Origin of the sequence: Acinetobacter sp. V110_1 (genome assembly GCF_031798975.1) — a bacterium.
Lineage (GTDB): Bacteria > Pseudomonadota > Gammaproteobacteria > Pseudomonadales > Moraxellaceae > Acinetobacter > Acinetobacter nosocomialis_A.
On sequence record NZ_JAVQNN010000017.1, the window covers coordinates 1 to 25,693 of the forward strand.

Genomic DNA, 25,693 nt, shown 5'->3' on the forward strand with positions numbered 1-25,693 from the left:
CTGGGGACACACGGATTTTCAATCCGTTGCTCTACCTACTGAGCTATCACGCCGATGGCCTGTATTAAGCCGTATCTCAGAACAATAGTCAACAATTATCCTGAGTTTCTGATTTAAATGAGTATTTTTTATACTTAAAAAAAATCCCTGATGGGATCAGGGATTGAAAACACAAATAATGGTGGCGAGACCCAGGATCGAACTGGGGACACACGGATTTTCAATCCGTTGCTCTACCTACTGAGCTATCACGCCGAAGTGGGCGTATTAAACAATGTTTATAAGAAGACGTCAAGCAACTTCCGTATTTTTTGTAACAAGTGTTTAATTTTAAATCACAAGTACAGTAAAAATAGGATTTTAGCTATGTAATTTACCAATATGCGCTAAACAGCGATGAATGGCCCCACAGCCTGGCTCAAAAATTTTAACGCCTTTTGACTCTTCTATACGACAAGCTTCTTCTACCAAGCGCTCAGCTACCCCACGACCACGGTTCGCAGGGTGCACTACAATATATTCAAGTACCTTGCTTTCGCCTTGTCCTGAACACCAGATTGCACCTATAATTTTGGTGTTAAATTCGGCAGTGTATAGCATGGTATACTGTTGTAAATCTTGTTCAAGTTGTTCAATCGCATCGTGCCCGTCACCAAACTCCGGACTTGTATCATACAGTCGCTCAAGCTGATCGCGGATCTCTGAATTATCTAGAGAACTATAAGCATGTACGGTAATAGGCATTGATTAACCCTCCTGAGCAAACTATGATGCTGTCACGAATTCGTCACAGCGAAATTGTCGTTAACATCCAATCATTTTTGACGTTTTTTGAGGAACGTGTCCATGACGCAACGTATCAGTGAAGTGGTTAGAAATACCAATGAAACCAAAATTCGAGTTCGTTTAAATCTCGATGGTACTGGTCAAGGCACACTAAACACCGGAGTTCCATTTTTAGACCATATGATTGATCAAATCAAGCGACATGGCTTATTTGATATCGATATTCATTGTGATGGAGACCTTGAGATTGACGATCACCATACCGTAGAAGACTGCGGTATCACGCTTGGACAAGCTTTTGCACAAGCTTTAGGTGATAAAAAAGGTTTACGTCGTTATGGTCATTTTTATGCACCATTAGACGAAGCTTTATCTCGTGTGGTTGTAGATTTATCTGGTCGTCCAGGTTTATTTATGGATATTCCATTTACTCGCGCACGTATCGGTACATTTGATGTGGATTTATTTTCCGAGTTTTTCCAAGGTTTCGTAAACCACGCGCTTATGACCTTACATATTGATAACTTGAAGGGTAAAAATAGCCACCATCAAATCGAGAGTGTATTTAAAGCACTAGCGCGTGCTTTACGTATGGCATGTGAAATTGATCCACGTGCTGAAAACACGATTGCATCGACAAAAGGTAGCCTCTAATGACACGTATCGCGTTACTTGATTATGGCATGGGCAATCTACACTCAGCTGCTAAAGCACTTGAGCATGTAGGCGCTACAGTCGATGTAACTAACGACCCAAAATTAATTGCACAAGCCGATAAAATTGTTTTCCCAGGTGTGGGGGCAATGCGTGACTGTATGCAAGGCATGCGTGAAGCAGGTATTGATGAAGTCGTACGCAACGCTGCTTTTAATAAACCTGTTCTTGCAATTTGTGTAGGCATGCAAGCGCTTCTACAAAGCTCTGAAGAAAATGGCGGTGTAGACGCACTAGGCATTTTTGAAGGGGTGGTCAAACACTTCCCTCAAATGGAAGGTTTAAAAGTCCCACATATGGGCTGGAACCAAGTTCACCAAATGGACCCAAGCCATCCAATGTGGAACAACATTGAACAAGATGCTCGCTTCTACTTTGTACACAGCTACTATGTTGAACCTAAAGATGAAAACCTTGTGGCTGCAACATGCGAATATGGCGTGAACTTCTGTACGGCAATTCACAAAGATAATTTATTTGCGACTCAATTCCACCCAGAGAAAAGTCACACTGCAGGTTTACAGTTACTTAAAAACTTTGTGGAATGGAATATTTAATTTCACGAAAGCTTTAAACAGATCAGGTCTAGATGGCCTGATCTTTTTTTTTATTTATAATAATAAGCAATCATTTATAGAATGATATTTTATTCAACAAAATATTGAATATTTATACTTTTAAATAAAACCAAATGATCAGGATAAACACAATGAATTCACCTTTTGAAAATCAATCATTTCAGCAGGATTCACCCTTTAAGGCGAATGGTCGTTTTGGACGACTCTCATATGCTGCTTGGACCTTCCTATTTACCCTAACCCTCGCTGCTATTGTTCTACTTATTATTTTTACTTTCGGTCTTACACAAAATGAGGGCGCTCCAGGCTTTACTGCGCCGGGCTTAGTCTCTATTGCTGTTCTCTATATCGTCGGTATTTATATTAGCTTCGTATTTACTATTCGCCGTTTGCATGACCGTAATAATACAGGTTGGTTATCTTTACTCATGCTCGTACCAGTCGTGAATATTGGCCTTGCCATTTATTTATTCTGTGCAAAAGGAACAGAAGGTCCTAATGATTATGGACCGAAGCGTCCAACGCCAAGCTGGGAACGTGTTTTAGGCTGGATTTATATTGCGCTTATTCCACTTGCAGTCATTTTTGCTATTGTTGCCACAATCATGGCTCCTACCTATGAAGGCTATGTTGAAAAAAGCGAAAGCGTTATCATTGGGTCGCCATCTCAGTCTCAATAATTTTTAAAGTCGTGTATAAAGCCTAGTCCTCTAGGCTTTATTCATATATAAAGCTAATAGCTCAATTTATTTGTACGCTGTTAAATATGTCCGAAGTCCCTTCCCTCCTTGATAAAGCCTCTATTCAGCAGCTTCCACCTTTTAAAAATCTTAACCACCAAAATATTGTGGTGATTGAAAATACTGAGCAATGCAAAACTATTGAAGAAGAATTAAAAGCAGCAACCTTTTTAGGATTTGATTCGGAATCTAAACCGACTTTTCGGGTGGGTGAAGTTTCGACAGGTCCACATCTGATTCAGCTTGCCACTGAACATAAAGCCTATTTATTTCATGTAAACTCATCGACTTTAAAGTTTTTGCAGCCTATTTTGTCAAACCCTCAGCAAATTAAAGCCGGCTTTGGTCTTAAAAATGATAAGCACATTTTTCATAAAAAAGGCATAGAGCTTGAAAGCTGCGTTGACCTTGCTAAAGGTTTTAGTCACTTCGGTTTTACTCAGCAAATGGGTGTACAAAAAGCCGTAGCACTGTTGTTTGGACAGTATCTTTCAAAGTCAAAGAAAGTCGGAACATCAAATTGGGCACAAAAGCCACTTACACCACAGCAAATCAGTTATGCCTCTGCCGATGCCTATGCTGCCTTACTAGTGTTTTTAGAGCTTCGTAAACAAAACCTATTACCAGCTCACATTTCACAAACGATTCAAACCGCACTTCACGCGTAAAGTTATAAAAGTCTTTTCTAAGGCTTAGCGATTGATCAATACTTTGCTAAGATGTGCACAATTTCATAAACATGATGAAGCAAGGAGCGAAAGCATGCTAATCATTCCAGCAATTGACCTGAAAGATGGTAAATGTGTGCGTTTAAAACAAGGGCGTATGGAAGACGATACCGTTTTCTCTGACGATCCAGTTGCAACTGCCCAGCATTGGGTAAATGAAGGCGCACGTCGTTTACATTTGGTTGATTTGAATGGCGCTTTCGCAGGTACTCCAATTCATAAACCTGTTGTTGAAGCAATTGCTAAAGCTCAGCCAGAATTACCAATTCAAATTGGTGGTGGTATTCGCTCATTAGAAACGATTGAACACTATTTAGAAGCTGGTGTGACTTTTGTCATTATTGGTACTAAAGCAGTTCAAGAGCCTGAATTTGTAGAAGAAGCTTGTAAGCGCTTTGCTGGCCACATCATTGTTGGTATTGATGCCATGAATGGTATGGTTGCAACTGACGGCTGGGCAAACGTTACTGATGTTAAAGCAACTGATTTAGCAAAACGTTTTGCAGATGCAGGCGTGTCTAGCATTGTTTATACAGACATTGCACGTGACGGCATGATGCAAGGGGTAAATGTTGAGCAGACTGTAAACTTGGCTCAATACTCAGGCTTACCAGTGATTGCTTCAGGTGGCGTAACTAACCTTGATGACGTCCGTAACTTAAAAGGCAAACCGGGCATTTTAGGTGCAATCACAGGTCGTGCAATTTATGAAGGTACTTTAAATCTTCGTGAAGCTCAGCTTCTGTTAGATGAAAACCGTCTTTAATTTTTAAGATGTAAAAAAAGAGCCTGTTTAGGCTCTTTTTTATTACTTAATAATCTTTAATTTAATAACTTTTCTAAATCAATCACCTCATCTGCAATTTCCATTGCATAAGGTGAATGCGTAATCATAATTACGGATGGAACGACCTGCTGAATATATTTAAGGATATTTTTTGCAGTACCTACATCTAAAGCTGCTGTCGGTTCATCTAAGATTATGAGTTGAGGTCGAGCCAAAAGACCTCGAAGAATACAAATTCTTTGCTTTTCTCCTCCTGAAAAATTCTTATAAATTTCAGTTAGATCATCATCGAGCGTTAATTGATGTTTTTTCAAAATATGCAATAAATTAAACTGCTCAAGCATCTGAAATAAGTAAGAATCTTCATATAGATACTGAGAGTTATAAACCAAATTATCTCTTAAAGAATAAGGAAAAATTACAGGTTGCTGGGCAACATATACCACTTCATCAAAAATATGCTTAGAAAAATTATGACTAATATCGATATTTTTATAAAAAAGCTGCCCTGACTGAATCTGATATACCCCCATTAAATAATTCATCAGAGAAGTTTTACCTAGCCCTGTTTGACCAATCACGACATACGTTTTATTAGCCAAAATTGTTAAATTAAAATGGTCTACTGCTCTTTTTCCTAACGAAAATTTGGCATTTATAAATTGAAATATGACTTCGGAATGTTTAATGGTAGACGACGTATATTGCTCTTTCTTGAGATTAAAATACTGTCGGTATTTTGCTAAGGCCACAAAGTTACCATTTAACCGCATCAAACTTTGCGAAACAGCCAAAAATGGATTGGTGAGTTGAATAATATAAGTACTTATCAATACGAAAGCCCCAGCTGTCAATTGCTTATCAGTTGAAAAAAATACGGTAAATAACATAAAAATAAGTAAGAATAGAAAGATCATAAACAACTGAGAAATCATCAATAATCCTATTTTCTTATTCCTATCTTTTGCAGTTGTGATATATAAATTTAGAGTGTCATTAAATTTCGATAACTGAAACGGCACTGCATTTTTTACTTTAATTTCATAGGAGTTAGATATTTGATGTATTAAATGACTATTCACTAAATTGTCTTTTTCATACATAGCATCGAATAGTGAACTACTTCTTTTATTTATATAAAAGGAAACGATAAAAATAATAATAGCGACCAATAAAAAGCTAATACTGAAAAGTAAACTAATGGTCGTAAACAAAACCGCAAAAATCATTACCAATTGGAAAATAATTGGTCCTAAATAAAAAGTTAACGTTAAATTAATCTCACCAAAAGCAGTACTTCCTCTTTCAAGATCATTCATTACTGTTCCAGCCTCGATTTGATCTTGTGCATCTTTTTTAAGATTTAAATAATTTTTTAAGCCTGCAGAAATTAATGATCCTTTGAAATCGACCATCAAATAAGCCCCAAAAATATTTTGCGTCCAATGGCATAACTCATTGACTAACCATGCGGTCGCGTAGGCAAGTACAAGTAGATATAAAAAATTAAATGGGAGTTGAATATTGAGTAAAAAGTTATATTCGTGTGCAGAATAATCGATAATAATTTTTAGCAAGTATGGTAATAAAGTCGTAAAAAATGCTGCAAATACCACTAATAAAAACATAAGAAACATACTACTTCTTTGTTTCTTATAATTTTCTTTAGAAATATTCCAGATAAATTTATAGTTCTGAATATCTTGCGAACTTAATAAAAACTTCATTTCTCTATCTTTTTTCTGTTAAAACGATTTAAAAATAATTTCATTACACAAGAAATATCATAACTTGTCTTATTTATTGTTCTTCATGTTTTTTGTTTAAAACTAAACTTACAACTTTTTAAATAAGATAAATGCAAGATATAAAACCGAATACTTCATATAGTTTTAAAAAAGATTTTAAAGTTAATACACCACATTACGAATGAATTTAAGTATTTGATTACCGCTATTCACATACGTATAAGTTACTGAACTGGCATATATAATTGAAGAGCCAGCAGCTATAGTTTTTGAGCTATCTGCAAATTGTATCGTTAGCTCACCTTCTAATACATAAATCAGTTCTTGCCACCCTTCTGGGTCTGCTTCAGCAATATAAGACTCCCCTACTGCCAATGACCACGTCCAAAGCTCAACTTGGCTATGGGATGGAACTGAAGCCAGTAATGTTGCTTTGCTTTCCTCTTTTTCACCCTGCCAAGCAAGTACATTAACCAAGGCTTGTTCTTTATGCTCGGGTGCGCTCACAATCGTTCTAAAGTCTACCCCCAACACTATCGCAATCGCGTCGAGTTTGGCCAAGCTGATATTGACTTGTCCTGTTTCTAAAGCAGCAATCGTTCGTCTACTTACACCTGCCTGATCTGCCAAGTCCTGTTGGCTTAAACCACGCTCATCTCTTAAGGAACGGATATTTGTGCCTACGTGCTGTAAAACGGTACTCGACTGGCTCATAGAATAGGTTAGTAAAGAAAATTTGAGCAATATATTGCACAAAATGGAAGAATAGCGCAACATGTGCAGTATATTGCACAATTCTTTCTAAATTTGAATATGTCACCAATTTCTTTGAGTTCAAGCAAAGCCCCTCAGTTAGCACTCGTTTTGATTACTATGATTTGGGGCGGAACATTTCTTACAGTGCAATATGCACTGAATTTTACATCACCTATGTTTTTTGTAGGCTGCCGCTTTGCTGTAGCAGCACTAACGTTATTGCTTATTTCATTCAAGAGTATGAAAGGCGTTACGTTAAAAGACTTAGGTGCTGGTACTGCAATTGGTGTAGTGATTGTAGGCGGTTATGGAACTCAAACGATTGGCCTGCAAACCATTCCGAGTAGTGAGTCAGCTTTCTTAACGGCGCTTTATGTTCCACTTGTTCCTATTTTAATGTGGCTCATCTTTAGAAAGACGCCACATGTCATGACTTGGGTGGGAGCAGCTTTGGCCTTTGCTGGTCTTGTTTTATTGACAGGTAATGGTTTTGAGCAAATATCTTTAAATTTTGGACAACTTTTAACAGTACTTGGCTCAGTTGCGATTGCTTTAGAAATTATTTTCATTAGCTACTTTGCTGGAAAGGTAAATTTACGCCGTGTGACTATTATTCAACTTGCTGTCGCGTCTCTACTTTCTTTTACTATTATGCCTGTAGTGGGCGAACATACGATTCCTGCATTTTCATGGCCGCTTGTACTTACAGCTGTTACATTAGGTTTAGCAAGCGCACTGATTCAATTTGTGATGAACTGGGCTCAGCGTATGGTTGATCCTTCACGTGCTGCGATTATTTATGCAGGAGAGCCTGTTTGGGCAGGGATTATTGGCCGAATCGCAGGTGAGCGTTTACCACTGATTGCCCTTTTCGGAGGTGCTTTAGTGGTGTTAGGCGTTTTAGTCAGTGAGTTAAAACTTAAGTTACCCATTAAAAAAACTAAAAGAATTCGAGAATAAAAAAAGAGAGCTTAACGCTCTCTTTTTTTTATTGATTAAGGTTGGTACATCGGGCGGTTATCATTTAATGCAATCAAGCCGCGAATGGCACGATATGCAATCCAGATCCATGCCGCTGTAATCACGCCTACACAGAATACGGTCGAAGAGATCGCAACGCCTGCAAATAAATCGGTATTTTCACCTGTAAAGAACAAGAAAATAAACGGTAAAAAGGCAATAATATTCCAAGCGAGATACCACCAGAATGTTCTGATTTGCCATGTAAAGTGGCTCGCAAAAATTGAACCTTGTACATCAGAACGTTTTACGTAGTTAATAATTAAAGCAATAATCGCAAGTAAGCCGCCTGTAAAAATGGCAACAATATAAAGTACATACAAAATAAGTGTTAAAGTACGATTTGGATCTTGGTCGATAGAACTATTCATTTTTATACCTCTCAAGTGTAATAAAATAATTTACTTTTATGATCCCCGCAAAACGTTTAAAGGAGAAATTAGCCACAAAATCAAAAGTAAATGAAGGAATATGGTACAAAAATAAATCTTACGAAATGGTTGTTTTTGTGTTTTATGTCTCAGTTTTTGTTGTGCCCACCATGCAGCTGGCCAACCACCTAAAAAGCTCACAATATGTAAAGTCTGTTCAGGAATACGGCGATTACCTAGTTGTGCAGCCTCTTTATCTTGTGAATATAGCCAATAACTTAAGCCATTCATCATTAAGATAAACAATAAGGTATAAGCTGGCAGAACATGGATAAAACTCATAATGCCCATTAGAACAAAATAAAATACGATGCCCATTTGCATGGCAGACCATGGTTTTGCCTGAAATGAAGATTCAGTTTTTGCTGACTTTGAAGCTTTACGCGTTTGTGATGCTTTTAAATAGGTGACTTGCTGGGCACGGAAGCGACCTCGCTCATCTAAAATGACTAAATACTCTAGTGCACAACCAATAATTGGCCGAGGTCCGGGGCGTGCAAAATCTTTGATATGCAAAAAGACTCGCTCTTTTTCAGCATCGTCCGGCTGAATAAAGCCATAACCTTTTTCGTCGAACCATTCGACTAAACGCCCCTGATCTCGCATCTTTATTCCTTTTATGCTTTTACATGACTTAAACGGTCTTGCATAATTGCTCGCATTTCCTGCGGGTCTTTTTGCAAAATGTCGTCGCCTGTACGTCCTTCTTCTTTATTTTTTTGAGCAACTTGCAAACGCATTGACCAAAAACGGCATGCTGCCATTGCCAAGAATACATCTAAACATTCCAGTTCATCTGAAGTAAGCACACGAACTTTTTGGTATGCCGATAAGTAAGCTGCCACTTTGTCTGAGTTTAAATGTGCTGCTGGATATTCGGTACAAAAATCATTGATGGTAATCGCAATATCAAACAGCAATTCATCTTGATTTAACTCGTAAAAATCTAAAATACCTTGTAATTGATCACCTTCAAACAATGTATTGTCGCGGAACAAATCTGAATGAATAAAACCTGTTGGTCGATTTGAATACTGCACTGTTTTAGTATTAAAAGCTTGATAGACCTGCTCAAGTAAAGCTTGATCTTCTTGAGTCATATTTGGCTTAAGCTGCTCTGCAACACCTGTCCAGTATTGATGATCGCGTCTATATTCACGTTCAAGCGGAAAGTCTTGTAAAGCCACATGCAGTTTCGCCTGTGCATCTGCAATTGCTGCAACTTGTGCTACTGTGGTTTGCATGGGATGGTGACCCATGAGACGTGGTGCAATCTGTGCAGGCTTTTCTGCAATCACGTGAACCGCTTGCCCGCTATGTTTTAACGGTACAGCAACGGGTACATCATGAGTCCCCAATTGTTCAAGTACAGGAATAAGTTCACCTGCCCCCTGTGCATCTAACTCTTCAAACACGGTAAGTACATACTGTTTGCGGTTTACATCAACCAAAAAATAATTGGTGTTTTGAATACCTCCCTGAATTGGGTTCAGCTCCAACACCTCTAATCCATAAGGTGCAGCAAAGGTGCGAACTTCATCTAAACTCAACGGGGTATAAACCGACATGGAAAACCTGCAAAAAACATCTGTGAAGTTTGATAGAATACCTCTTCCCTCCATGAAGGTGTAGCGCCTGTGTAGGAACTTTCACCAACGGCGATTATTTTTGGAAAAAGCTATGCTTGCTAAACGTATTATTCCTTGCCTAGACGTTGATAACGGACGCGTAGTTAAAGGCGTTCAATTCCTCGATATTCGTGATGCAGGCGACCCTGTTGAAGTGGCACGTCGCTATAACGAACAAGGTGCAGACGAAATTACTTTCTTAGACATTACCGCTACACATCATGGACGCGACACTACTTACCGTACTGTTGAACGTATGGCCGAGACTGTATTTGTGCCATTAACGGTTGGTGGTGGTGTACGTAAGGTTGAAGATATTCGTGCGTTATTAAATGCAGGTGCAGACAAAGTGAGTATTAACTCGGCTGCCGTATTTAACCCAGAATTTGTTCAAGAAGCTTCTCAGCACTTTGGCGCGCAATGTATTGTGGTTGCGATTGATGCCAAAAAAACTGGTGACAACAAATGGGAAATCTTTACTCACGGTGGTCGTAAACCAACGGGTATTGATGCCATTGAATGGGCTGTGAAAATGGCTGACTACGGTGCGGGTGAGTTACTTATTACGAGTATGGACGCTGACGGTACTAAAGCAGGTTACGATATTGCGTTAATGCGTGCTATTAATGACCGCGTTACCATTCCAACGATTGCTTCAGGCGGTGTAGGTAACTTACAACATCTTGCAGATGGTATTTTACAAGGTGGTGCAGATGCCGTATTGGCTGCAAGTATTTTCCACTTTGGTCAATATACGATTCCAGAGGCTAAACAATATTTAGCTGAACAAGGCATCGAAATGCGCTTGTAAGCTTATTGATATTTAAAGGGGCAATATGCCCCTTTAATTTTTTATGCAGCACCATCGACCGAATTTATGTCGCTAACAAGTTGAGGCTTTTCTTTTTTCTCAACCCATTTTGCAGGAAAAATTTTCTCTACTGCTTGGCATAGTGGTCTAGCAAGTGCAATCGGTAATCGTATACCCAAAGGATTTTGTTCTTTTAAATCTGCCGAAGACACCACACGTGTTCCCATCACGTAATCAAACCAAGGCTTAGTCACACACCAATTAGCATCTTGATTAGAGTTCATGTGGTGATCGTAATGCCACGGAATTTTACGCTTAGCCCAGTCAGGCTCTAAATGTGCACGGCGATGAATATAATAATAATTACCAGCACTGTACCAAGCCGCGAGTGCCATGCCTTTTGAAAACGGGTAAAACATTGCACTTGAGACTGTTGCGACTACAGCAAGCGAAATTAACTCATTTTTAGTTCGCCAGTTGCCAACGCCTTCCACATAGCAATCATCATGAAATTGCTGTTTGCGTACTTCACGATGATGTGCCCAGTGTGACTCCATGCTTCTGGGCACTGGGCTATAGCGCGGTTGTCCAGCACGGTGCACACCATGCAAAATATATTTGTGTGCCACCCATTCAAATGCATTTGCAACCGCAATTCCGGCAATAAACCCTTTTAACATCGCCTTACTCCTTTTTCTTTTTATTCAGCATATAAAATTCGTTATGCTAGGTATTGACCAGAATTTATGGTTTCATTGACAAATCACGACAAGAAAGAGGTGGTCACGGATGCCACAACTAAAAAATTACACAGGTTCAGTGTATGGAGGACTGGGACATCTATTAAAAGCTTATTGTGAAGCAAATGAGTTAGTGATTCCTGAACAATTAGAACACATTCAGAATCTGGAACGCTTTGACTATGTGGTTTGGCGTGACTTATTAGAAGTGATTTATAAACTCGACCCGAAGCCCGGTTTAGGCCTAGAAATTGCCAAATATGTACAACCCAAACACTTAGGCATTATTGCCTACCTTGCACTCTCTTGCGATAACTTAGGGGAAGCCTTAATTCGTTATCATGACTTTCACCGCCTAATTTACGACGGAAGCCCTTTAGTGGTTGAGCTATATGAACAATATGCTTCTATTCGTTGGGAAGCGACTGAGCTACACCCGACTCAGCTGACCGATGAAATCGCGATTGCGCTAGTCATTCAGTTCTTACGTCTTTTTATGTCTCATGAAGATGTACATTTACATGAGGTACGTTTTTTAAATACTACCCCTAAAAATATCAGGGTGTACGAGCAGTACTTTCAATGCCCTGTTCGTTTTAGCCAGCCGCGTACTGAGTTACTCATTCCAATTACAGAAATTCATAAGCCTCTTAGCAGCGCCGACCATACATTACAGCAGCTATTGGTTCAGCAAGCACAAGCGCTATTAGAGCAATTACCAAATTCAACCCAACTCGATCAGCGCTTACAGCATTCAATTTTAACTGGCTTACAAAAGGATCAATATCAAATTGAATATATTGCAACACAGTTAGGACTTTCAGTTCGGCAGCTCCAACGCCATTTACAACAACAAAACACCACCTTTCAGGAACGTGTACAGCAAGTGCGCTTTATGCTGGCAACTGAGTATTTAAAAGACCCGCATTTAAGTTTACAAGAAATTGCCCTTTTGCTTTGCTACTCAGAACAAAGTGCTTTTCAAAGAGCTTTTAAACATTGGACCAATCAAACACCACAACAATGGAGAGATCATTTTTTAGACAAAGAATAACCAACCAAAACTTACAAATCTTTTCTTGATTAAAACAACACTGAAAACAAAAATTTCATATAGTCACATGCTTAATTTTTTGTGACATATTTCACACTAATTAAAAAATAGATCAATAGATGAGTAATCACAATGAATAAATATTTTGCTGAATTCTTAGGTACGTTTTGGCTAGTCTTTGGTGGTTGTGGTAGCGCTGTATTAGCCGCAGCTTTCCCTGAACTTGGTATTGGCTTTGCAGGTGTAGCCCTTGCCTTTGGTTTAACCGTACTCACTGGTGCTTATGCTTTAGGGCATATTTCTGGTGGACATTTTAACCCCGCGGTCAGTGTCGGTCTTTGGGTCGGCGGCCGTTTCGATATTAAAGATTTAATTCCTTACATTGTTGCACAAGTGGTTGGTGCAACTGCTGCTGCATTTGTTCTCTATATTATCGCTCAAGGTCAAGCTGGCTTTACTGGTGTGGGCGGTTTTGCGTCAAATGGTTTTGGTGATTTATCACCAAATAAATTTGGTCTAGGTTCTGCTTTTATTATTGAAGTGGTACTTACTGCGTTCTTCTTAATCATTATTTTAGGATCAACACATGGTCGTGCACCTGCTGGTTTTGCACCTATTGCGATTGGTCTTGCATTAACGCTTATTCACTTAATCAGTATTCCTGTTACAAATACTTCTGTGAATCCTGCACGTAGTACAGGTGTTGCATTCTTTGCTCAAACTGGTGCTTTAAGTCAGTTGTGGTTGTTCTGGGTAGCGCCGATTTTAGGTGCTGTGATTGGTGCGATTATTTATAAGGTAGTTGCTGGAGACAAGGATTAACTTTTCTTAGACTCAATCTACTATCGCGGAGGGTGACATGGATGTCACCTGTTGAGCAGGGGTACATGGATGTACCCTCTGATCAACAAAGCCTTTTGTTTACTTTTGGGCTTTCAAAAGTAAAAAATGTCTATACACATTCAATAAAATTCAACGTGGTATTAAAGACTGTATGACAGCATGATCATGCTAAATATCATGTATAGCATACATAAATTATAAAAACGGATTATTCACTTCTTGTTCAGCTGGTCGTTCAATTTTCTCAGGCAATTCTTCTTTTTCCAAAGCTGCAACCACATCGTTTAAAAAGCTCTGTAAGGCCTTTGCTTGCTCTAACCCGACTTTGTCTTTAGTAATTTGCAAATTACCATAAATGCTCACGCAATCGACATCATTTTCTAATGTTAAATCTTCAATTGAAGAAGACTCTGTACCCTTTTCAAATGGCTTAAACATAAGTGTGGTCTCGTTGTTATATCTTCACAGTGTAATACGATCAATTTAAAAAAAATCAATCAAAATTAAAAGTGCCGATAAAATTAAAAAAGCGCCCATCAAGATATTAAAATATTTCAAACGGTTGCCTTGGTTGAGCACCACTGAAAATTTATCACCGCAGAATCCCCAAAAGAACAAACATACATAACAGGTGAAAAAATAAATAACAATAAAGACTGGTAATGCCTGCGGGTTTTCAATACTGGTAAACATGGTAATACCCGATACACAGGCTAACCATGCTTTAGGGTTCAGCCACTGTAGCAAGAACCCATCTTTAAAATTGGGAATAATCATCTGTTCTACAGGAACACTGGAAATAGAAATATTTGCAGCAGAAAGAATAATTTTAATCCCGATATAACAAACAAAGAGCGTTCCACAAATCGCAAGAATTTTTAAGACAACTGGAAATTGAGTTAATACACTTTGCAGGCCAAACGCCATAAAAATCAAAAGCAAAGTAAAACCAATGGTAGCGCCTGAAATATACGGAACTGATCTTTTTAAACCATGATTTAAGCTGGTCGATAAAATGACGGTATTGACAGGACCCGGGGTAATAGACATAGCAAAAGAAAAAAGAAACATCGAGGCAAACATTGTTATTGTCCTTATTCGAATAAATGGATAAACAGACAGATCTGTATGCTCATCTTATTGTATTGAATAAGAACTGTGCAACAATGTTTACATGCGAGTTATTTAATGATTTGCAAGAAATAGTTCACCAAGGCTTCTACTAATTGTTTCACAATCGCCTTTCTAGTTTCTTCATCAATACTTGGAACTTTTGATTCCATAGGTTCAGAAGACGTACTTTTTTGCTTTTTAAACTGATCTTGTAATGCGTGAATCTGATCTTTAGTTAAATCTTGTTCACACTGGCTTTCTCCATCCCAGTGCAAATAATCTAATTTCTGATTTGGCTTAACTTGGCTAGATGTTAATGGCAGACGATAAACATTACGTTTTTGTTGTTCGGTAAGTTGAGGAAATAAGTTAATTCCTAACTTTTCTTCCAAATAACAAACACTCACGACCTTAACCTGCTGCGAGTTGTTATTTGGTGCATAGTAAGCGCCAATTGCACCCGTTTTAGGATAATAAACAGCTTTATATACGGCGCTTGGAACAATAACACCACGCCCAATCGTTTTGAGTCGTTGACCTTCAAAAATTGGTCCCGTCACGATATAGGCATCTTGCTTTTGCTTAGTAACAACAGCACGTGTAGCGTCTTCAAGCTTACGCCAAACTTCCTGATTATTTTTAGGGGCCTGCGGAACCATATTACTGAGCGAGAAGCTATCGTACTGCGAGTCTTTAGTTGGCATATCACCATTTGGAGACATGTGCCCACGGTCATAGCCTGAGCCACGATAATCGCTTAACAATGAACGGTGACGCTCTGGAACACGTGTTTCTTCGTGGAAATTATCTTCACGTTTAATTTTAGTGCTTAAACGTTCTGGACTTAGATATTCAGCTGACCATAACGGCGTTTTAGACATACCCGAGTACAGAACATTGAAGCTATTAAAACACAGCGCATAACTGTCTTTTTTTAAACTTTCTTTATTTAGGGCAGGTGGAACTTCACGATAAAACTGATTTAGACAAGTCGAGTTAGTACTTAAAGGCGAAAACCATTGTGAAATTTTTTCACCGCCAAAAGCGATGGCAAAGCTTCCTGCTGCCACTCCGGCAAGTACAATTTTGCCAAAATGCTCACTTAAAGAAAAATCACCGAAGATGCCTGAACTACTTTTTTTGCTTGCCATGTTTCTATCAATACCACTGTCCACACGCAGCTTAACAATCCTGCTTTTTTAAGTATATCGCTTATCTTTCAAATGGTTAAAACATGGTCATCTTTTTTGTAACTCCATTTCCCCTTACGTAACAATCTGTTGGGATTGTGAGGAACTTTCACTATTGAATTGGGTTAATTGCGTATCTTTCATTGAAAAGCCCTCATGCCTTATGACATGGTTAGCTCCACAAATTTGGATAAAAATATAAACGGAGTCCATTTAATGATCCATTCAAAGATTATTGGTATTGGCGTAATTGCTGGACTGTGCAGTATGGCAGCCCTAGCTGAACCTGCGGTCCAACCAGGTGAAACTTTAGAAAGTTTGTCTAAAGTAAAAGTCACTACAACCGTCAATGGCCAGCCTGGCTCTATTAGTGATTTAGTGAATAGTGGGAAAGTACAACCTGTTTCTGCTCCGCCAACAGGTGCAGCCCCTACGGGTGCTCCTATTCCAGCTGATGTACCTCCTGCTCCTCCAGCAGATGCACCACCAGCACCTCCAGCGGGCGGTGATATGGCTGCTCCAGCGCCACAAGACCCAAATACTCCACCGCCACCAGCCGACCCAAACCAGTCTGCGGACCCAATGGCAAAAGATGGTGCTTTACCAGCAGATGCACCAATGGCACAAGCTCAATAATCGGAGCCATAAAAAAACCAAGACATATGTCTTGGTTTTTTTATTACATCAAATTTTATATTTCGATTTGACTACCTAACTCCACCACACGGTTGGTTGGAATTTGGTAGAAGTCACTCACCGGACTGGTGTTACGCTGCATCGAAATAAACAGCTTTTCTCTCCACGGCGACATACCATCACCCACCGAGTGAACAATACGATCGCGCGAAATAAAGAAGCTGATATGCATTAAGTCGTATTCAAGACCTAACTGCTCATAAGCTTTCATGAGTGCTTTTGGCACATTCATTTCATCTTTAAAGCCGTAGAAAATTTTAATACGGTAGAAATGTTCAGCTAAAGCTTCTGTCGTAATACGCTCTTCTGGTGCCACGAACGGCACATCTTCAATTACCACAGTGACCAGAATATTACGCTGATGCAGTACTTTGTTGTGCTTGATGTTATGCAACATAGCATGCGGTACAACGTTTGGTGTACCTGTCATAAACACGGCATCACCCGGTACCCAGTGCACGCTATTACCAATACTTTTCACAAACAAGTCTAAAGACAATGTGTCATGTTCGAGTTTAGCAAAGGTAAGCTCACGACCACGTTTCCATGTCATTAAGATAGTGACTGCTATACCACCAATGAGTAACGGCACCCAACCACCTGACAACACTTTAAGTGAGGTTGCTGCGACTAAAACCGACTCTAAAATAAAGAATGGAATAATCAGTAACACCACTTTTGGCCAGCTCCATTTCCAAGCTGAGTAGATAAAGATGGAAACCAAAATCGTGTCACAGAGCATGGTTAAGGTCACTGCTAAACCATAAGCACTTGCCAAGTTTGAGCTGGTTTTGAAAATCAAAATTAAGATAATAATTGCGATTAAAAGTAACCAGTTTAAGAACGGTACATAGATCTGACCTTCTTCAGACTCAGAGGTATGTTTAATACTTAAACGTGGTAAATAACCCAATTGAATCGCTTGGCGAGCAAGAGAAAATACCCCTGAAATTACAGCTTGAGAGGCAATCACTGTTGCCATAGTCGCCATAATAATCATTGGGTAAAGTGCCCACTGAGGAACCAGTAAATAGAATGGGTTTTCAATTGCCGCAGGGTCACGAAGTAACAATGCGCCCTGTCCTGCATAGTTTAAAACCAAGCATGGCAACACCACAAAGAACCACGCAAGACGAATCGGAACTGGTCCAAAATGTCCCATGTCGGCATAAAGTGCTTCACCACCTGTCACGGTTAACACCACAGCACCCATCACAAAAAAGGTCATGACTGGATGATGATAGATAAACTGAATTGCCCAATGCGGGCTAAACATGCCGAGTACAATTGGTGTTTGAATAACGCTATGAAGGCCTAATGCGCCTAAAGAGATGAACCACACAAGCGTAATTGGACCAAAGAACTTGCCTACAAACGCAGTACCATGTTTTTGCACTAAAAACAGTGTAATGATAATGGCAATTGCAATCGGCATAATGAACGGGTCAAAAACGTTGGTTGCAATAGACAACCCTTCGACCGCAGACAATACCGAAATTGCTGGGGTAATAATACCGTCACCAAAGAACAGTGATGCCCCAATAAAGCCAATGGCAATCATGTAGATTTTTTTGTTGTCGGCAATTTTTGCTTTACGCAAATTCAATGCGAGTAAGGCCATGATACCGCCTTCGCCATTGTTGTCTGCACGCATGACAATTGCGACATACTTGATGCTGATAATCAGCATTAAGCACCAAAAAATAATGGATAAAATTCCTAATACGTTTTCAGGCTGAATTCCCAAACCATGGGCAGCATGGAAGGACTCTTTCAAGGCATAGAGCGGACTCGTTCCGATGTCTCCAAAGACCACCCCAAGAGCTGCCAAAGCCGTGGCAGGCAAGGTCGCTTTTTTGGCCGTATTTTGCATTGTGTAATTAAACCAATAAGATTTTTAGCGCAATCTTATCACCTCTATTATTTTTTTTCTGTAATGCTCGTCTTAAATCTTGGCAGAACCTAATTTTTTAGTTACTATCGCACGCCTTGGTGAGGTGTCCGAGTGGCTTAAGGAGCACGCCTGGAAAGTGTGTATACGTTTGCGCGTATCGAGGGTTCGAATCCCTCTCTCACCGCCAGAATTCAAAAAAAGACCTAATCGTTTTGATTTAGGTCTTTTTTATTTTTAATAAAAATTAAAAGATTAGTTATTACCTAGATGCTTAGAAACATCCTTAGCGACTTGTACAGCAATATCATCCCACGCTTTATCTAATAAAGCTGTTTGTGAAGTACCACCAATTTTTGGATCCTTTAACTTAGAGTTAAATGTATTCGTCCATTTCTGACCTTTATATTCAAATGTAGCAACTAAAGTTACATTTGCCACATCAATTGCAGGAGTAATATTGAACATACCAGCTGAGTATTCAAAGCCAGATTTAGCATTTTCAACCGTAATCGTTAATGGGCTTCCATTTGGTGATAGTTTTGCTATCTGAGCAATCGCTTCTTCTATACGACTCGATAGAGCTACGCCTGTAGGAATACGTGTTCGAGAAGCACTCCCTACAAAACCATCTGCCCCTTGAATATCAATACGTTGAGGGAAAGTATCCGGATTCCATTTAATATGCACAGTATCTTGCACTTTAGGCAGAGCTGATAATTCTGAAACAGACGTATAGTTTAGACGGTTATTAAAAGGTAAATTGATCGCGCACCCTGTTAATGTAGTTACTAATACTAATGCACTTAAACTGAGTAGTTTTTTCATATTTTGAATCTCATGAGTTTTAAAAAATAAAAATTGGTTATCTCGAATTAACTTAATCCAAATCGAACACTTCTAATGACTCTACATAAGGCAAAATAAGATATTCATGATGAGATAAATGTTGTTCTAGCTGGTGATGCGTTGTTTGATTGAATTCATAAAAGTTGCTCAACTCATTAAGCAATTGAGGCGTTTTATTTGCATCAAATTTTGGTGTTTTCATAAAGAATAATAAGCTTGCCCCTAAACCCACATACTCTAAGCCATAGTTTTGATCTAAATGCTCAATCAAGCTAAAAGATTCAAACGGGTTCAAATCACAACTAAAATATCCATTGAGGCAGGCTGCAAATTTTTGAGTTTCAGTTGGACTATTGACTAACTTTACTTGAATAACGGCATCTAAAATTTTGTCGGGTTCAGCATTAATCTGTAGCAGAGTTGCTTGATCTTCATCGCTATAGCTAAGTTTTTCAGGCAAGTTATTAAAGTCTATATAATTTTCTGGCTTTAATAATTGTTCAATATGATATTGAAGCTCTAAAGGTCGAGTATTTTCCCAACTTGCTGCACTGTCATCTTCAACGAATTCTGTAGTATCAAAATAAAGCCCATCTCCCATTGAAGCATGCATGGACGTGTATTGGCACTGTCCTATATCTTCTAAAAGTAATAATACTTTTTTAGGTAAATGCTTCTGCTTAATTTCTGAATATAAGTTAGCAACATCGTTCCAAGAGTTTATTTCACTGATTGTTGCGTAGCATATTAATTCATGAGCATCGTCAGTTATAAGGGAGTTTTCTTTTTCTTTAATATCAAGAATAGTCATAAATTTTTAAATTTAATCTATATTTAACGGACATTTATATCATAAATAAATTGTATATTTAACTTAAAACCTTAATGTAATTTTTTAAAAATCTTCTATATAAGAAGCCTAAACTCTCAAGTTTAGGCCTCCTTTTAAAACTTACTCAGACAACGCTAATAACTTCTGAACATACTGAACCGCATTATCCGCTATGTCTTGTTGAGTCGGCACATCGTCATCTTCTGATGGGTTTGTGTCTATACCATAAAATGCATGAAGCGGTTGATAGTCTGCCCCAACATATAAAGCTGTTAGCTTAAATGGAGTAAAAATTTGCTCTAAAGAAAGGTTATATCCACCATACTCTGAATAAACTTTTTCTTGCACACCCGCAGACAAAGCCAACATAAACTTTTTATTTTTAAGCTTATCGCCTGTTGAACCATACCCCCAACCATAAGTCACAACTTCATCAATCCATTGTTTCAAAAGTGGTGGACAGTTAAACCAATACACTGGGAATTGAAATACTAAATTTTCGTGTTCTTCGACTAGTGCTTGTTCTTTGGCAACGTCAATCACCCCATCTGGGTAGGCTTGATAAATTTGGTGAACCGTAAATTGGTCTGGGTGTTTTTCTAGTTCTTCTACCCATCTTTTATTTACAACAGATTGGTCTATGTGAGGATGGGTAACAATGACTAATGTCTTTTTCATTATGAAAACACTCTTATCGGAAAGTTGATAAATCGATTATAGAAGTGTGCTTTCCTAAATATAAGTACGGTAATTTATGTTATATACTATACTAAAAGATAGTGTAGATTTTAAAATGACTGAGTGCATTCCTTCATATACTCCATTAGAAGATACGGGTTTTGGCTATACCCTTTCTTTGATTAATGGCAAATATAAAATGATTATCATGTATTGGCTGTATGAAAAAAATGTCATGCGTTTTAATGAGATGCAACGCTGCATTGGCAATATTTCGTTTAGAACACTTAGTAATACGCTTAAAGAATTGGAAAGAGATGGACTGATTACTCGCAAGGAATATCCTCAAATTCCGCCAAAGGTTGAGTATCGACTTTCAGAAAAAGGGCAATCTTTAATTCCTTTATTAGATATGATGTGCCAATGGGGCGAGCAAAATAAGCCGTCTTAGTTTTATAGACTTGAAGTGATACTAATTATGAGAAATGAATTAAGAGAAATTTTTGTTAAGGGATGCGACGATAAAATTGAAAAGAAAGGAGACAATGTCGGTCTATCCTTTTATGCTTTTTTTAAAAATAAGAATGATAACCCTGAGTTACTCATGGAAGCAGCGCATTGGTGGATTATGGAGCATAAGCTAGATCACTTCGAGAAAGCTGTGAAGATTAAACAGATGGTTTTGAGTGAGCAATAAAAGTTAGAGTGGAAGACTATCGAGAATAGGATAGTCTTTAATTCCTTCATTAAATACCAGATGTAATTAAGATGTAAAAAATCCATCTTAAAAATCGCAAAAAAACCTAACCACTTGTTTTTATTTAACAAATATCTTATCACATCCATATTGATCTTGATAAAATTTATCCTTATTTGCTAAATAAGAACTGGATTTAGAAGTATCCCTTCCTTTATGTTTTAAAAAATATTTTGCAGCATCTTCTCTATCATCATGATTAGTATTTAAATAGCAAAGTAGAGATAAATCTGAATTTTTAAAACGTTCTATAGAAGATTTCCTTTTTATTAATTCATCTTGTAAACTTTCAAAATGGCTTAATTCTTTTACCAGCTCATTAATTTCTTTATCTATTCTCCTCCTAGATTTTCGCTTTATTTCCTCATCTAACTCACAAGCCTTTTTTAGTCCAATAACTAATTTATGGACTTCGAGACTATAACTTCCACTATCCTTTCCATCAAATAAATTTAATTCTTGCAAATAACCAATTCTTTCTGTGTTTTGATATTTGAGATTACCATCTTTATCATATTTATATGTCTTAATAAAAACTGCACTATTCGATGACTTATATCTAGTATTCAATATTTTAAGATTCCAATTCAAACATTTAATTTCCTCATAAAATTTTGATATTTCACCAACTATAGTTTTCAATTCACTAATTATTTTTCCATATTTTTCTTTATTATTTATAAAATCGTAAAGTCTACCCAATTTTTCTTTTCTTTTACGTTCATTTTCAAAGGAAGTGATATTTCTATAAATTAGACTATCCGCATTAAATTTGGTCTTACCACATGTGCCCCCCATTACACTATAAGCACCATCTTTAAGTAAAACTAAATACCCTTTTTGGTGAATCTGACCACATTTTCCTTTTTCATCAGTTAAACAACATTTTAACTCCGCATCTTTAATCTCATAATCGACTACAATATTTTCAAAATTTTCTAAAGTTATCTCTTTATTTTCTTGAAATGTTTCTAATAAACATAGTTCATCATAAGATTGTATTTTTGATTTTGTTTCCATAAGTCTCCATTATTATTAAAAATTAGAGTTATATATGGAGGCTATTTAACAAAAATCAAGGGTAATTTATGACTTTTATTAATTTTTTTATCTATAAAAAGCCCAACTCCCGTCGGGCCTTCCCCCCATCAAACCCTCTCTAAAAAATACTCAAGCAAGGCATCTCTTTCCCTTTCTTCATCTGAACTTAACAGCCCCAGAATTGTGCCATCAATCATAAATACAAATATCTCCGCTTCCGCATAGGAAACTGTTTTTTTGGTTTCCATGAGCAAGCAGAAAATTTCATTTTTAAGCCAGCGCCTATATCTGAGTGCGGTTTGATAGGCATTTGGATAAAGCTTTTTAATTTCAAAAATCGCCTTAAACAACAAGTAATACGCGCTTTTTAAGTCAGCATGTAAAAGATAAATTTGCCTGAGTTGATCGGACAAATCTGCATTTTGGTAAAACTCACTCACCACACTCACTTTTTCTTGTAACTGTTCTTTTTGCGTGACCAAACACCTTTCAATAAATCTTTCTTTAGAGTGAAAGTAATTGTAAAAGGTACCTTTATTTATTTGAGATTCGGCAATAATTTGGTCTACCCCGACCTTATTAAAGCCATATTGTTTAAATAAATCTGTTGCTGTATCAATCACGTGTAATGCTTTACGTGAAGCGTCTAAATTTTTCATGTATACCGCTTAAAATAATTTTTTGTTGTATGTAAAAGAGATAGAAATGCCGTCACTCTTAAAATGAGCGCTAAAAACAGGCATGCGAAAACGACACAAAAATGGTGTGCTCGCCTATCTCGGGTTTTATTGTTGCTGTAATTTTTTAGTCGTAATGACCTATGGCTTAAAACCTAGAGTCGGTTAAACCGTTTTAAAGACCAGTTAGGTATCGAGTCAAAGATTTTGGCAATGGTTGCCAATGAGAGAGATGAAATAGTACGCATAACGGCGGACTCCTTTTGATTTAGAAGAGTCTTACCAATTACTGTCAAATAATGGTGGCAAGACTAGAAGGGTTGACAGACTGGTACAAAAGGAAACCAGCGCACGCAAGCGTGCCCCTCCTAGCCTCACCATAAAGGCGTGACTTAAGAGAACGCACAAAACGAAATAATACGTTGTTGTGCGCCTTTTGTTCCAGCTCTGTCAAAAGCTCACTGGCAATGTAGGCCAGCAGGCAAAGGATAATCCGCGTGTTTTTGAGTGTCAATGTAAGGTTGAATAGAAATTGGTTAAATAATTTTTGTTTTCATTCAATTAGATATTTAAGCTAAACAGTCATTCAACTTAAATTTAAAAATATCATGATAATAATAAAAATGTAGGGTAGTGAATTATGATTGAGTTCATCATTTGAATAGGTAATTAATAATGATAATAAAGGGACCTCCCACCAGTTCAGAAGAATATCAACTTATCTTTCAATGGCTTGATGAACGGTTTTATTATTCTATTGGGGCTATGGCTTTTCTTGATCAAACACAAGCTACCGATTCCGATTGGCAACTCATGCGGTTGTATGACCCACATAACGCCGAGCAACTTTTAGGAGTCGCGGTCATTCTTGCTGGCGGCACCTGTTTTTGGGTTCCATCAAAGGCATCATCTGGATCATTACTATGCAAATCCATTTTAGAGCTTCAACCGCGTCGAATAGTCACCACCTCAATCGGGCGAGACTTATTAAATGCACAGATTAAACAAAAGGGGCGCATTTTGCGAGAATATGATCAATGGATCATGGTCTGCTCACGCCAATTTTCTGAAGCTCAAGGCCGCTTGGCTGAACTCTCGGACATTGCCCGTCTTAATGAATATCAACATCAATACAATAATGAGCGCTCAGTAAATGAAACACCTGATTGGGCATCTCTAATTCAACAACAAAAAATTATTGTGCTTGAAGCAGATCAACAGATCATTTCGGTTGTGCGTTTAGGCATAGAAACAGATCGACTAGTTTCTATTGGCGGCACATATACCTTCCCTGCTTATCGTCGAAAAGGTTTTGCCGAACGCATCTTAAAATTTGCAGTGAATCGGATTGTTGCAACTGGACGGATTGCCCACTTAATTGTAGACGTTGATAACACTCCAGCGGTTACCCTTTACCGCCAAATGGGCTTCGAATGTGTAGAGTCTTCTTACATTGCTTACCCAGAGTATTTATAAAAATCATTCATTTTCAAACCTGTTTAAATGAACAGATTGATCCCGCTATAAATAAAAGCTACAGTAAATAAAGTTTGAATTTTATAACTTTAAATAAATTGATAACGCATGCAGGCAAAGACATGGAAACCATACATGATTTTTATCGCCGATTTTCTTTAACCAGAGATAGCGATTACTCGGTTCCATCAACTTCGTTTGGACATTTTAACGTGTTCCAGCGCGATGCCTGCTCGTTTCTCACGCCTTATAGCCGCCGCGATTATTATAAAATTTCACTGGTTTTAGGCACAGGCGAACTTCACTACGCCAACCGCTGGATACGAGTCGACCGCCCTGCTTTACTGTTTTCAAACCCAATGGTTCCTTATGCATGGGAAATTAATTCGCCTGAACAGGCAGGCTGGTTTTGTCTATTTACCGAAGAGTTTGTAAACCAAGAATCTAGACAAAGCTTCTTAAAAGACTCGCCGCTATTTAAGGTCGACGGCGACCCGCTATATTTTTTAAATGACCAACAGGTTGAAGAAATTTCGTTTATTTTCAAAAAGATGATTAATGACATAAATTCAGACTATATTCATAAATACAACGTTTTAAGAAACTATTTGCACCTACTTGTGCATGAAGCCATGAAAATGCAACCGACCCAACAGTTTGAAAAACATAGTAATGCTGCTGTTCGGATCTGCCATTTATTCTTTGAGTTATTAGAGCGCCAGTTCCCCATCGACTCGCCACATTTTCAGCTTAAACTCAAAACCGCAAATGACTATGCCTATGGCCTATCGGTGCATGTGAACCATTTAAACCGAGCTGTAAAAGAAGCTACAGGTAAAACCACCTCTGAGCATATTAGCTCGCGCATTACGCAAGAAGCTAAAGCGCTGCTACAACACACCAGTTGGAATATTTCCGAAATTGCCTATAGCTTAGGCTTTGAATATTCAGCGTATTTCACCAACTTCTTTAAGAAAAATACGGGATTTTCACCTAAAAAGTTCCGTGAAGACTGTGTAGCCTAAAAACAGATTGTTTGAATTTTATAATTATTGGTTTGAATGTTATACGTCAGTTTGAGCCAAAGCATTTTATAGTTTTTCTACTCAAGTGATTTTGCAAAAAAGAG

31 protein-coding genes and 2 tRNA genes are annotated in these 25,693 nt (G+C 38.0%); 16 read left to right on the plus strand and 17 right to left on the minus strand.

Features of this window, described 5'->3' with window-relative positions:
• Positions 1-179 precede the first annotated feature (179 nt).
• Positions 180-255 (minus strand) — tRNA-Phe (locus RMA95_RS06110).
• A 105-nt stretch (positions 256-360) separates the two neighbouring features.
• Positions 361-744, minus strand: coding sequence for a GNAT family N-acetyltransferase (locus RMA95_RS06115; protein ID WP_311069896.1), 384 nt, complete (start codon positions 742-744; stop codon positions 361-363).
• Positions 745-846: 102 nt separating this feature from the next.
• On the opposite strand from RMA95_RS06115, the gene hisB reads away from it, so the two are divergent.
• From hisB to hisA, 5 genes are all read left to right on the plus strand, one after another.
• Positions 847-1,440, plus strand: a complete 594-nt coding sequence (gene hisB, locus RMA95_RS06120; protein ID WP_000194096.1) for an imidazoleglycerol-phosphate dehydratase HisB — start codon at positions 847-849, stop codon at positions 1,438-1,440.
• Positions 1,440-2,057: an imidazole glycerol phosphate synthase subunit HisH gene (hisH, locus tag RMA95_RS06125; protein WP_006581041.1), complete on the plus strand. Its 618-nt coding sequence runs from the start codon at positions 1,440-1,442 to the stop codon at positions 2,055-2,057. The genes hisB and hisH overlap by 1 nt, the downstream gene beginning before the upstream one ends.
• A gap of 152 nt (positions 2,058-2,209) precedes the next feature.
• Complete coding sequence (locus tag RMA95_RS06130) at positions 2,210-2,758, plus strand: DUF805 domain-containing protein (protein ID WP_311069897.1); 549 nt, start codon at positions 2,210-2,212, stop codon at positions 2,756-2,758.
• An 86-nt stretch (positions 2,759-2,844) separates the two neighbouring features.
• The gene (locus RMA95_RS06135; protein ID WP_233930287.1) at positions 2,845-3,486 is read left to right on the plus strand and encodes a 3'-5' exonuclease; all 642 of its coding nucleotides are present in this window, start codon (positions 2,845-2,847) and stop codon (positions 3,484-3,486) included.
• 94 nt (positions 3,487-3,580) lie between these two features.
• Positions 3,581-4,312: a 1-(5-phosphoribosyl)-5-[(5-phosphoribosylamino)methylideneamino]imidazole-4-carboxamide isomerase gene (gene hisA, locus RMA95_RS06140; RefSeq protein WP_002052186.1), complete on the plus strand. Its 732-nt coding sequence runs from the start codon at positions 3,581-3,583 to the stop codon at positions 4,310-4,312.
• A gap of 56 nt (positions 4,313-4,368) precedes the next feature.
• Here hisA and RMA95_RS06145 read toward each other — a convergent pair whose 3' ends face one another.
• Complete coding sequence (locus tag RMA95_RS06145) at positions 4,369-6,060, minus strand: ABC transporter ATP-binding protein (protein ID WP_311069898.1); 1,692 nt, start codon at positions 6,058-6,060, stop codon at positions 4,369-4,371.
• 183 nt (positions 6,061-6,243) lie between these two features.
• A complete protein-coding gene (locus RMA95_RS06150) occupies positions 6,244-6,795 on the minus strand; it encodes an XRE family transcriptional regulator (RefSeq protein ID WP_311069899.1) in 552 nt (183 codons plus the stop codon).
• A gap of 99 nt (positions 6,796-6,894) precedes the next feature.
• Here RMA95_RS06150 and RMA95_RS06155 point away from each other — a divergent pair, with 99 nt between their 5' ends.
• A complete protein-coding gene (locus RMA95_RS06155; RefSeq protein ID WP_311069900.1) occupies positions 6,895-7,797 on the plus strand; it encodes a DMT family transporter in 903 nt (300 codons plus the stop codon).
• 35 nt (positions 7,798-7,832) lie between these two features.
• Here the strand turns inward: RMA95_RS06155 and RMA95_RS06160 are convergent, their stop codons facing one another.
• The 3 genes from RMA95_RS06160 to RMA95_RS06170 are packed head-to-tail and all read right to left on the minus strand — an operon-like array spanning position 7,833 to position 9,856.
• Complete coding sequence (locus RMA95_RS06160; RefSeq protein ID WP_311069901.1) at positions 7,833-8,228, minus strand: hypothetical protein; 396 nt, start codon at positions 8,226-8,228, stop codon at positions 7,833-7,835.
• Positions 8,229-8,264: 36 nt separating this feature from the next.
• On the minus strand, positions 8,265-8,894 hold the full coding sequence (locus RMA95_RS06165) for a DUF1294 domain-containing protein (protein WP_151741159.1): 630 nt from the start codon (positions 8,892-8,894) through the stop codon (positions 8,265-8,267).
• A gap of 11 nt (positions 8,895-8,905) precedes the next feature.
• Positions 8,906-9,856 (minus strand): homoserine kinase, encoded by a 951-nt coding sequence (locus RMA95_RS06170; protein WP_263614764.1) that lies wholly within the window; start codon positions 9,854-9,856, stop codon positions 8,906-8,908.
• A gap of 112 nt (positions 9,857-9,968) precedes the next feature.
• Between RMA95_RS06170 and hisF the strand changes: the two genes are divergently transcribed.
• Entirely contained in the window at positions 9,969-10,727 is a 759-nt protein-coding gene (hisF, locus tag RMA95_RS06175) for an imidazole glycerol phosphate synthase subunit HisF (protein ID WP_000880078.1), read from the plus strand.
• Between the two features lie 41 nt (positions 10,728-10,768).
• Here the strand turns inward: hisF and RMA95_RS06180 are convergent, their stop codons facing one another.
• The gene (locus RMA95_RS06180; protein WP_311069902.1) at positions 10,769-11,407 is read right to left on the minus strand and encodes a hypothetical protein; all 639 of its coding nucleotides are present in this window, start codon (positions 11,405-11,407) and stop codon (positions 10,769-10,771) included.
• Positions 11,408-11,516: 109 nt separating this feature from the next.
• Here RMA95_RS06180 and RMA95_RS06185 point away from each other — a divergent pair, with 109 nt between their 5' ends.
• The 3 genes from RMA95_RS06185 (at position 11,517) to RMA95_RS06195 (ending at position 13,519) form a co-directional block, all read left to right on the plus strand.
• Positions 11,517-12,521, plus strand: coding sequence for an AraC family transcriptional regulator (locus tag RMA95_RS06185; RefSeq protein ID WP_107973509.1), 1,005 nt, complete (start codon positions 11,517-11,519; stop codon positions 12,519-12,521).
• Between the two features lie 132 nt (positions 12,522-12,653).
• Positions 12,654-13,343, plus strand: a complete 690-nt coding sequence (gene aqpZ, locus RMA95_RS06190; RefSeq protein WP_206216714.1) for an aquaporin Z — start codon at positions 12,654-12,656, stop codon at positions 13,341-13,343.
• Positions 13,344-13,384: 41 nt separating this feature from the next.
• Positions 13,385-13,519, plus strand: coding sequence for a hypothetical protein (locus RMA95_RS06195; RefSeq protein WP_206216715.1), 135 nt, complete (start codon positions 13,385-13,387; stop codon positions 13,517-13,519).
• A 40-nt stretch (positions 13,520-13,559) separates the two neighbouring features.
• Here RMA95_RS06195 and RMA95_RS06200 read toward each other — a convergent pair whose 3' ends face one another.
• The 3 genes from RMA95_RS06200 to RMA95_RS06210 form a co-directional block, all read right to left on the minus strand.
• Entirely contained in the window at positions 13,560-13,802 is a 243-nt protein-coding gene (locus tag RMA95_RS06200; protein ID WP_000476056.1) for a hypothetical protein, read from the minus strand.
• A gap of 45 nt (positions 13,803-13,847) precedes the next feature.
• A complete protein-coding gene (locus RMA95_RS06205; protein ID WP_311069903.1) occupies positions 13,848-14,447 on the minus strand; it encodes a LysE family translocator in 600 nt (199 codons plus the stop codon).
• A 98-nt stretch (positions 14,448-14,545) separates the two neighbouring features.
• On the minus strand, positions 14,546-15,628 hold the full coding sequence (locus tag RMA95_RS06210) for a DNA/RNA non-specific endonuclease (RefSeq protein ID WP_311069904.1): 1,083 nt from the start codon (positions 15,626-15,628) through the stop codon (positions 14,546-14,548).
• A gap of 255 nt (positions 15,629-15,883) precedes the next feature.
• Between RMA95_RS06210 and RMA95_RS06215 the strand changes: the two genes are divergently transcribed.
• A complete protein-coding gene (locus tag RMA95_RS06215; RefSeq protein ID WP_004705086.1) occupies positions 15,884-16,303 on the plus strand; it encodes a hypothetical protein in 420 nt (139 codons plus the stop codon).
• A gap of 55 nt (positions 16,304-16,358) precedes the next feature.
• Here RMA95_RS06215 and RMA95_RS06220 read toward each other — a convergent pair whose 3' ends face one another.
• The gene (locus RMA95_RS06220; RefSeq protein WP_004705082.1) at positions 16,359-18,236 is read right to left on the minus strand and encodes a potassium transporter Kup; all 1,878 of its coding nucleotides are present in this window, start codon (positions 18,234-18,236) and stop codon (positions 16,359-16,361) included.
• A gap of 118 nt (positions 18,237-18,354) precedes the next feature.
• On the opposite strand from RMA95_RS06220, the gene RMA95_RS06225 reads away from it, so the two are divergent.
• Positions 18,355-18,444: transfer RNA gene (locus RMA95_RS06225), tRNA-Ser, on the plus strand.
• Positions 18,445-18,509: 65 nt separating this feature from the next.
• On the opposite strand, the gene RMA95_RS06230 is transcribed toward RMA95_RS06225, so the two are convergent.
• From RMA95_RS06230 to RMA95_RS06240, 3 genes are all read right to left on the minus strand, one after another.
• Positions 18,510-19,082: a hypothetical protein gene (locus tag RMA95_RS06230; protein WP_191001011.1), complete on the minus strand. Its 573-nt coding sequence runs from the start codon at positions 19,080-19,082 to the stop codon at positions 18,510-18,512.
• Positions 19,083-19,134: 52 nt separating this feature from the next.
• Complete coding sequence (locus RMA95_RS06235; protein ID WP_311069905.1) at positions 19,135-19,914, minus strand: hypothetical protein; 780 nt, start codon at positions 19,912-19,914, stop codon at positions 19,135-19,137.
• Between the two features lie 141 nt (positions 19,915-20,055).
• Positions 20,056-20,613 (minus strand): NAD(P)H-dependent oxidoreductase, encoded by a 558-nt coding sequence (locus tag RMA95_RS06240; RefSeq protein ID WP_004705070.1) that lies wholly within the window; start codon positions 20,611-20,613, stop codon positions 20,056-20,058.
• Between the two features lie 115 nt (positions 20,614-20,728).
• On the opposite strand from RMA95_RS06240, the gene RMA95_RS06245 reads away from it, so the two are divergent.
• A complete protein-coding gene (locus RMA95_RS06245) occupies positions 20,729-21,064 on the plus strand; it encodes a helix-turn-helix domain-containing protein (RefSeq protein WP_005300806.1) in 336 nt (111 codons plus the stop codon).
• A 27-nt stretch (positions 21,065-21,091) separates the two neighbouring features.
• A complete protein-coding gene (locus tag RMA95_RS06250) occupies positions 21,092-21,310 on the plus strand; it encodes a DUF6500 family protein (RefSeq protein ID WP_311069906.1) in 219 nt (72 codons plus the stop codon).
• A 120-nt stretch (positions 21,311-21,430) separates the two neighbouring features.
• Here the strand turns inward: RMA95_RS06250 and RMA95_RS06255 are convergent, their stop codons facing one another.
• Together RMA95_RS06255 and RMA95_RS06260 are read right to left on the minus strand one after the other, a co-directional pair.
• Positions 21,431-22,390 (minus strand): hypothetical protein, encoded by a 960-nt coding sequence (locus tag RMA95_RS06255; protein WP_311069907.1) that lies wholly within the window; start codon positions 22,388-22,390, stop codon positions 21,431-21,433.
• A gap of 128 nt (positions 22,391-22,518) precedes the next feature.
• Positions 22,519-23,070: a TetR/AcrR family transcriptional regulator gene (locus RMA95_RS06260; protein ID WP_311069908.1), complete on the minus strand. Its 552-nt coding sequence runs from the start codon at positions 23,068-23,070 to the stop codon at positions 22,519-22,521.
• 693 nt (positions 23,071-23,763) lie between these two features.
• Here RMA95_RS06260 and RMA95_RS06265 point away from each other — a divergent pair.
• Positions 23,764-24,564, plus strand: coding sequence for a GNAT family N-acetyltransferase (locus tag RMA95_RS06265; protein WP_311069909.1), 801 nt, complete (start codon positions 23,764-23,766; stop codon positions 24,562-24,564).
• 122 nt (positions 24,565-24,686) lie between these two features.
• Positions 24,687-25,589, plus strand: coding sequence for a helix-turn-helix transcriptional regulator (locus RMA95_RS06270; RefSeq protein WP_311069910.1), 903 nt, complete (start codon positions 24,687-24,689; stop codon positions 25,587-25,589).
• Positions 25,590-25,693: the final 104 nt, after the last annotated feature.